General features: G+C 69.4%; 7 protein-coding genes. 1 reads left to right on the plus strand and 6 read right to left on the minus strand.

The window, feature by feature from the left end; translation table 11 throughout:
- Nucleotides 1–152 precede the first annotated feature (152 nt).
- Genes ACTHL9_RS04310 through ACTHL9_RS04325 form a run of 4 tightly spaced genes read right to left on the minus strand, consistent with a single transcriptional unit; the run spans nt 153 to nt 4216 of the window.
- A complete protein-coding gene (locus tag ACTHL9_RS04310; protein WP_440517550.1) occupies nt 153–1157 on the minus strand; it encodes a sugar phosphate isomerase/epimerase family protein in 1005 nt (334 codons plus the stop codon).
- A gap of 34 nt (nt 1158–1191) precedes the next feature.
- The gene (locus tag ACTHL9_RS04315) at nt 1192–2337 is read right to left on the minus strand and encodes a Gfo/Idh/MocA family protein (RefSeq protein WP_440517551.1); all 1146 of its coding nucleotides are present in this window, start codon (nt 2335–2337) and stop codon (nt 1192–1194) included.
- Nucleotides 2334–3452 carry a Gfo/Idh/MocA family protein gene (locus ACTHL9_RS04320; RefSeq protein WP_440517553.1) on the minus strand — a complete coding sequence of 373 codons (1119 nt, stop codon included), beginning with the start codon at nt 3450–3452 and terminating at the stop codon, nt 2334–2336. The genes ACTHL9_RS04315 and ACTHL9_RS04320 overlap by 4 nt, the downstream gene beginning before the upstream one ends.
- Nucleotides 3449–4216, minus strand: coding sequence for a sugar phosphate isomerase/epimerase family protein (locus tag ACTHL9_RS04325; protein ID WP_440517555.1), 768 nt, complete (start codon nt 4214–4216; stop codon nt 3449–3451). The genes ACTHL9_RS04320 and ACTHL9_RS04325 overlap by 4 nt, the downstream gene beginning before the upstream one ends.
- Before the next feature lie 230 nt (nt 4217–4446).
- Here ACTHL9_RS04325 and ACTHL9_RS04330 point away from each other — a divergent pair, with 230 nt between their 5' ends.
- On the plus strand, nt 4447–5631 hold the full coding sequence (locus ACTHL9_RS04330) for an ROK family protein (protein WP_440517558.1): 1185 nt from the start codon (nt 4447–4449) through the stop codon (nt 5629–5631).
- Nucleotides 5632–5680: 49 nt separating this feature from the next.
- On the opposite strand, the gene ACTHL9_RS04335 is transcribed toward ACTHL9_RS04330, so the two are convergent.
- Together ACTHL9_RS04335 and ACTHL9_RS04340 are read right to left on the minus strand one after the other, a co-directional pair.
- Entirely contained in the window at nt 5681–6877 is a 1197-nt protein-coding gene (locus ACTHL9_RS04335) for an enolase C-terminal domain-like protein (protein ID WP_440517556.1), read from the minus strand.
- Nucleotides 6874–7941, minus strand: a 1068-nt coding sequence (locus ACTHL9_RS04340) for an MFS transporter (RefSeq protein WP_440517557.1), incomplete at its 5' end; no start/stop codon positions are given. The genes ACTHL9_RS04335 and ACTHL9_RS04340, both read right to left, overlap by 4 nt.

A 7941-nucleotide genomic window follows, 5' to 3' on the forward strand; every position in this document is an offset into this window, starting at 1 on the left:
CACGTATAGCGTGCGTCCGTCGCGGGACCAGTTTGGCGCCTCGATCAGAAGGTCCTTCGTTTCGAAAAGGAGCTCCGGAGATGGCATCTCGGGGCCGCCGAGCCAAATCTGGGATCGCTGCCCGGGCCGCAGTTCGCGATACGAAGTCATGCTCAGCCTTGGTTGCTGAAGGCGGCGTCGAAGGAGGCGGTGGAGGGGGCGAAGTCGAACTTCTTCAGCGCGGCGAGGGCTTCGGGGGCGCCCTGGAGGCGGTCCATGCCGGCGTCCTCCCCTTCGATGCTGAGCGGCCCGGTGTAGCCGATGGCGGTCAGGGCGCGGAAGGCGTCCTCCCAGGGCACGTCGCCGCGTCCGGCGGAGACGAAGTCCCAGCCGCGGTGGGGGTCGCCCCAGGGCAGGTGGGAGGAGAGGATCCCGGCGCGGCCGTTGCCCATCCGCATGCGGGTGTCCTTGCAGTCCACGTGGTAGATCCGGTCCGCGAAGTCGGTGATGAACGCGACGGGGTCGATGCCCTGCCACATCATGTGGGAGGGGTCCCAGTTCAGCCCGAACGCCTCCCGGTGCCCAACCGCCTCCAGGGCGTGCCTGGTGGACCAGTAGTCGTAGGCGATCTCGGAGGGGTGGACCTCGTGGGCGAAGCGGACCCCGCACTCGTCGAAGACGTCCAGGATCGGGTTCCACCTCTCGGCAAAGTCCTGGTACCCCGCCTCGATGACCTCGGCCGGGACGGGCGGGAACATGGCCACGTACTGCCAGATGCTCGATCCGGTGAACCCGACGACGGTGTCCACGCCGAGCGCTCTGGCGAGGCGGGCGGTGTTCTTCAGCTCCTCCGCGGCCCGCTGCCGCACGCCCTCGGGTTCGCCGTCGCCCCACACCCTGGAGCCGACGATGGCCTGGTGGCGGAAGTCGATCGGGTCATCGCACACGGCCTGGCCCTTGAGGTGGTTCGAGATCGCCCAGACCTTCAGCCCGTGCTTCTCCAGGATGGCGCGGCGCTCGGCGATGTACGCCGCATCGTCCCACCGCCAGGCGTCCAGGTGCTCGCCCGAGACGGCGATCTCCAGGCCGTCGTAGCCCCACCCGGCCGCGAGCCCAGCGACCTCCTCCAGGGACAGGTCGGCCCACTGGCCGGTGAACAGGGTGAACGGGCGGGGCATGGGGGTCTCCTTCGAGAGCTAGAGCTGTACTGTTCTACAGCTGTACGGTGGCGGACTTGGCGGCGGCGGATTCCTCGATGGCGGCCAGGACGCGCTGGACCTGCAGGCCCTCCTCGAACGAGGGCGACGGCGGGTTCCCGTCGCGGATCGCGGCCAGGAAGTCCCGGGCCTGGTGGGTGAAGGTGTGCTCCCAGCCGATCATGTGGCCCTGCGGCCACCACGCGTCCAGGTAAGGGTGCTCGGGCTCGGTGACCACGATCCGCCGGAACCCCTGCTCCGCGGCGGGCGCGGTGGCGTCGAGGAACTCGAGCTCGTTGAGCCGCTCGAGGTCGAACGCCAGGGCACCGTCCGTGCCGTAGACCTCGATGCGGAGGGAGTTCTTCCTACCCGTAGCGACGCGGGAGGCCTCCACCGAGGCGATCGCCCCGCCGGCCAGGGCCAGCGTGGCCCAGGCCGCGTCGTCGACCGTGACGTCCTCCAAGGCCCCGCCCCGCCCGGGCCGGCGGCCGACGAAGGTGTGCAGCCGCCCGGAGGCCTCAGTGACGGTGTCGGAGAGGAGGTACTGGACCTGGTCGATCGCGTGGCTCGCGATGTCCCCGAGCGCCCCGGACCCGGCGGTCTCCTTCCGCAGCCGCCACGTCATCGGGGACTCGGAGTCGGCGAGCCAGTCCTGCAGGTACGAGGCCCGGACCTCCCGGACTGCCCCGAGGCGGCCCTCCGCGACGAGCTTCCGCGCAAACGCCAGCGCCGGGACTCGCCGGTAGTTGAACCCGACCATCGACTGCACCCCGCGCCCCCGGGCCGCAGCGGCGGCGGCGACCATGGCCTCGGACTCGGCGAGGGTGTTCGAGAGCGGCTTCTCCACCAGGACGTGCTTGCCGGCCTCGAGCGCGGCGATCGCGATCTCGGCGTGCAGCCACCCCGGGGCGCAGATGTCCACGATGTCCACATCGTCCCAGGCGATCACCTGCCGCCAGTCCGTCGCGGACTCGGCCCACCCGTAGCGGGCCGCGGCCTCGGCCACGGCGTCCGGGTCCCGGCCCACCAGCACCCGCTGCTCGATCGCGGGGACGTCGAAGAACGCCCCCACGTTCCGCCAGGCCTGCGAGTGGGCCTTGCCCATGAACGCATACCCGATCGCGGCGACCCCCAGCGGCCGGCCGGCCTGCTCAGGGCTCACGCGAGCACCCCGTCGAGGGTCGCCTGCTCGGGCGCCCAGTCCTCCGGCAGCGGGGCGGACGACGGCGCAGAGCTGGCGACGTCGGTGAACGCGCCGGAGTCGATGGACTCGGAGACCGAGACCATGGTGTCCAGGACATGGTAGGCGAGCTGGCCCGTGGCCCGGTGCGGGACGCCGGCGCGGATGGAGCGGGCCATGTCCAGCACGCCCATGCCGCGCCCGTTGGCCGGGCCGGTGGTGGGGATCTTGGTCCACTCGTGCTCGCCGGCCCTGCAGATCTCCAGGTCGCCGTCGAAGTAGTTCGGGTCCGGCAGCGACAGCGTGGCCTCGGTTCCGGTGATCTCAACGAAGCCCATCCGGGTCCTGGGGGACTGGAAGCTGAAGATGCTGTGCGAGGAGGCGCCGGATTCGAACTCGGCCAGCGCGCTCACGTGCGTGGGGACCTCGACCTCGAATTCCTCTCCCGCCTTTGGCCCGGAGCCGATCACGCGGGTCGCCTTGGCCATGTTCCCCAGCGCCGCAACGCGCCGGATGCTGCCGAACGTCTGGATCAGGGCGGTGAAGTAGTACGGGCCCATGTCGAACAGGGGACCGGCCCCGCGCTGGAACAGGAACGCCGGATTCGGGTGCCACGACTCCGGGCCGGGAGTCTGGAAGACCGTCTGGGCCGTCAGCGGGGTGCCGATGTCGCCGCGCTCGATCACCCGCCGCGCCGTCTGCAGCCCGGCCCCCAGGAAGGTGTCCGGGGCGCACCCGAGCCGCAGGCCGGCGTCGTCCGCCTCCTTCAGGAGGCCCAGCCCGCTCTCCCGGTCCAGGGAGAACGGCTTCTCGCTCCACACGTGCTTGCCCGCGCGCACCGCGGCCGTGGCGACCTCGACGTGCGCGGCCGGGATCGTGAGGTTGACGATGATGTCCACGTCCGGGTGATTCAGGGCCAGCTCCGGGGTTCCGTGCTCGGCGATCCCGTACTCCTCGGCGCGGGCCTTGGCCGCCTGCGGGAACAGGTCCGCGATCACATGGACCTTGAGGTCCGGGAACTTGGTCAGATTGTCCAGGTACTGCTTGCTGATGACGCCCGCGCCGATGACGGCGACGCCCACGGGACCCCGGCTCATCGCGCTGCCTCGGTGTTCGATGCTGCAGCAGCAGCGGCGCCGGCCTCGAGGTACCGCAGCGAGGCGGCGACGCCCTCGAAGATGTCCCCCGAGTAGTCGTCGAACTCGACCACCCCGACCTCGAGGTTCCTCGCTGCGGCGATCACGCCCCAGATATCGACCTCGCCTTGGCCCGCGGGAAGCTGGGCCTTCCTGTCGTCGTTCACCGGGCCGTCCTTGATATGGATGGCGACGGCGCGATCACCCAGGCGCTTCAGCAGCGCCACGGGGTCTTCCCCGCCGACGGCGGCCCAGTAAGTGTCCACTTCGAGGATCACTTCAGGGTCGAGGAGGGACGCGAAGTACTCGAGTGCTGTGGTTCCCTCGATCTTCGACGCCAGCTCCCAGGCGTGGTTGTGGTACCCGACGCGGATTCCGTGCTCAGCGCCCTTTGTGGCCGCTGCGTTGAGCCGCTCAGCGGTGTTGCGGATCGAGTCGGCGTCCTGCCAGTGCTCGGCCGGAATGTAGGGATCGATCACGGTGCCGATGCCGAGACGTTTCGCCGCTGCGAAGATCTCGTCCTGATCCGACGAGAGCAGCGGGGCGTGCCCGGTCGGGGCCGTGATGCCGTTCTCCTCGAACGCTGCCGCGAATTCCTCGGCGCGCTCGGCGAACTTGTACGGCTCCACCTGCGTGTAGCCGATCTCCGCGAGACGTCGGATAGCGCTGGGCAGGTCCTTTTCAATGGCGTCACGGACGGTGTAAAGCTGGACTGAGTAGGCCATGGGGACAGTGTCCTCTCGCTGTAGTGAGTGGTCGAGACGATGACCGGCGGGACCGTGAGCTGCTTCACTTTGAGACTAGAGACACTTTTGACGATTGGCAAGCAAAAGTCCTCGTATGTGGACAACCTTTAGACTGGTGGATTTACGGAAGTCGTTGTGAAAGACTGGCGGTCATGGCTGACCGACGCGGCGGGCGCCGACTCTCCGACGAGACATCGCCCACTGAGCAGATGCTCGCTGCCGCGATCTCGCGCACCGGAGACCTGTTCCAGCTGTTGCGCGACGGCAAGCCGTGGACGAGGGCCGAATTGGCCATGACCACCGGGCTTGCTCGGTCAACCGTGGCCGGCAAAGTCGATCTCCTGCTGAATTCGGGCTTGATCGTCTCAGTCGGCGAGGCGCTCTCCAGCGGAGGGCGTCCCCCGTCACGCTTCGCGTTCCACGCCCAAGCGCGTTCGGTGCTCGCCGTCGACGTCGGCGCGAGCCACGTCCGGGTCGCCCTGACCGACCTCAATGGCGAGGTCCAGGCCGAGGAACGCACTGCCTTGCCGGTGGCAACGGGACCCGAGCCGGTCCTCGGTCACATCGTGGACGCGGGGAAGCGGCTTCTGGCCTCCTCGCGCAGACCGGAGAGGCTGCTGGCCGGCGTGGGCATCGGCCTGCCGGGGCCCGTGGAGCACGCAACGGGCCGACCTGTGAAACCACCCATCATGCCCGGCTGGGACGGCTTCGACGTGGTCGGCTTCGTCCAGCGCGGCCTCGCAGTGCCGGTCCTCGTGGACAACGACGTGAACATCATGGCGCTCGGAGAGCGGGCCGCGTTCTGGCCGGACGTCGATGACCTCCTGTTCATCAAGGTCGCAACGGGCATCGGCTCCGGGATCATCAGCAGCGGCCAGCTGCAGCGGGGCGCCGATGGAACTGCGGGCGACCTCGGGCACGTCAGGGTCTCCCGCGGCGACGGCGTGGTCTGCCGGTGCGGCAATATCGGGTGCCTCGAGGCACTTGCCTCGGGCGCCGCCGTCGCCGGCTCGCTCGCCGTACAGGGTGTGGATGCCAGCAGGGGAGCCGACGTCGTCGAGCTGGCGGCCCACGGGAACCTCGCCGCGATCCAGGCGTTGCGCCAGGCCGGACGCGACATCGGCGAGGTCCTGGCCACGTGCGTCAACCTCCTCAACCCCAGCGTGATCGTCCTCGGAGGGTCGATGGCCGCGGCGGGCGAGCACATCATGGCGGGCGTCCGCGAAGTCGTGTACCACCGATCACCGCCGCTTGCAACGACGAATCTCCGCATCGTTCTCTCGCGGGCCGGCGAGCGGGCCGCCGTCATGGGCGCCAGCCAGCTCGTCTCGCAGCACGTGCTCTCGCCGTCCGGCATCGAGGCAACGCTCACGGCGATCGCACGCGTCGGCTAGCGACCCTCCCCCGGCCGATGGCCGATGGGAGGGTCGCTACTGTCGGCCGTCAGGACACCGCGATGACGTCCAGGGATTCCTTGATGCGCCCCTCGTCGAGCTCGATCCCGAAGCCGGGCCGGGTGGGCAGCGCGATGATTCCGCCCTTCGGGGCCGGAGGGTCGAGCTCGAAGTGGTGCCGCTCTGGCTCGTGGAGGAACAGGTATTCGACCCGCGGGCAGAGCTCGGGGGACTGGCTCGCGACGACGTGCAGCGCGGCGTGGATGTTGTGCCCGTGCGGGATGACGGGAACCCCGTACGGCTCGGCCAGGGCGCACATCCGGACCAGATCCGTCACGCCGCCGCACCACTCCGGGTCCATCTGGAGGACGCTGAGCAGGCCGCGCTGGAGGAAGGGCAGGATGTCGTAGCGGTCGTACAGGTGCTCGCCGGCCGCGAGGGGGATCGACGTGGTGGCGCGGAGCTGGGCGAACGACTCGACGGCGCCGGCCGGGAAGGGCTCCTCGAGCCAGTCCGGGCCGAGGCCTTCCACTCTGCTGGACCAGCGGCGGGCGTAGGTGAGGTCCCAGCTCATGAAGGCGTCGAACATGAGGGCCGAACTGTTTCCGACGGTGCCTCGGGTCCGCTCGACGAGCGCCACGTTGCGGTCCATTCCCTCGGCGCCCTGTCCGGGGCCGTCGCCGAAGAACCACTTCTGCGCTGTGTAGCCCTCGTCGAGGAGGCGGGCGGCGGTCTCCTCGACCTGGCCCTCGCCGTGGAAGGTGCCGAGGGTGCTCGCGTAGGCCGGGATGTTCGGCCTGCCGCCTCCGCCGAGGAGGCGCCAGACCGGGAGGCCCAGGACTCGTCCGCGGAGGTCCCACAGCGCGTTGTCGACGGCGCTGATGGCGATCTTGCGGTTGCCGTGGCGGGAGTGGCGGTTCCCGCGCTGGAGCAGATCCCAGATGAAGGTGCCGCCAAGGGCGTCCTGGCCGAGGAGCGATGCCGCCATTCCCTCGGCGAGCGGGGCCACGGCTTCCTGGTCGATCGGGCCGTAGCGGCCCGTCACGCCCGAGGTGGTGCCGATCTCGAGGTACAGGGAGGTCTTGCGGCGCGGATCGGTGGGCGCAGGCCAGCCTCCGGCGGGGTGGAACTGGTCGTAGACGCTGACCGGACGGGATTGCGGGGCGAAGCCGGGGCTCGAGGGATCGGGGGCAAGGACTGCCGAGACTTCGACCAGGTGGACGGAGGAGATCTTGGCCTCGATCATGCGGACGCCTTTTCGGGGTTGAGGGCCTTCGATTCGATCTTGAAGGCCTTGGGAAGGATGAGGGTGAGCACCGCGGCCGCGATGAGGACGCCGCCCATGATGTAGCTGGGGAGCGTGTAGTCGCCGGTCGCGTCCTTGAGGGCTCCGAAGACGGTCGGGGCGACGAACCCTCCGAGGTTGCCGAGGGAGTTGATAAGCCCGAAGGCCGTCGCGGCGGCGGCGCCGGTGAGGAAGTGGCCGGGGATCTGGTAGAACGGGGCGCTCTGCGCGGTCAGGCCCACCGTGGAGACGCAGAGGGCGATCATGATCAGGATCGGCTCGTGGAGCGCTGCCGAGATGCAGATGCCGACGGCGCCGACGATGGCCGGGATGGTGGCGTGCCAGATCCGCTCGCCGGTCTTGTCCGAGTGGCGGGCCCACAGGATCGCTGGGATCACGGCGACCGCGGTCGGGATGGCGACGACGAGGCTCACCTCGAAGGTTGAGAGCTTGACGCCGCCCTTCTGGAAGGCGACCACCATGAGCGGGAGGAAGAACGAGAGGGCGTACTGGCCGAACTTGAGGCAGAAGTAGATCACCGAGAGGGTCAGGACCCGGACGTCCGCCATCGAGCGCCAGATCCCGACGACCGAGTGCCTGGAGTGGACCTGGGCCTCCTCGGCGGCGATGGTGCCTTCCAGCCAGTTCCGCTCGCGGGAGGTGAGCCACTTCGCGTTGGCCGGCCGATCGCACAGGACGAAGAGGCAGACGATGCCGATGAGCACGGCGGGGATGCCTTCGATGACGAACATCGCTCGCCAGGACTCGACGCCGAAGTAGGTCGAGGGCGTCAGGAGCAGGCCGGTCAGGGGCGAGCCGATGATGCCGGAGAGGGTTCCTCCGAGCACGAAGAGCGAGAGCATCGTGCCGCGATACTGCCGCGGCACCCACAGCGTGAAGTAGAGGATGACCCCGGGATAGAAGCCGGCCTCGGCAATGCCGAGCAGGATGCGCATGACGTAGAGGCTCGCCTCGCCGTTCACGAAGCCTGTGGCCGCGGCGACGATGCCCCAGGTGATCATGAT

It is taken from the genome of Sinomonas sp. (assembly GCF_051955515.1).
GTDB lineage: Bacteria > Actinomycetota > Actinomycetes > Actinomycetales > Micrococcaceae > Sinomonas.